A 251-nucleotide genomic window follows, 5' to 3' on the forward strand; every position below is an offset into this window, starting at 1 on the left:
TCGTAAAGATGACCTTGGTCAGCGATGCAAGGTCGAACCATGTGTCGACCCGCATCGGTCTGATATTCGGAATGCGTTGAGCTGAGCCAATCGCCCGGATAATCCGGCGCTGATCCCGATCAACGATGCCGAACACACCCCCGGGAATGCGGCCGGCTGCCACGGCATTGGCGAGCGGTGCAAACGCGCGATTGAACAATTGCGAAAGCGCGGTATTGGCGAATTGTTGGGTGCGATCGGATACAGGCATA

1 protein-coding gene is annotated in these 251 nt (G+C 57.4%); it reads right to left on the reverse strand.

Annotated features, from left to right (window positions below):
• Positions 1 to 251 (reverse strand): serine hydrolase (locus AC0MA3_RS26640; protein ID WP_474658369.1); only part of this gene is annotated, 251 nt, incomplete at both ends.

This window comes from Paenibacillus sp. LS-5, from assembly GCF_056121505.1.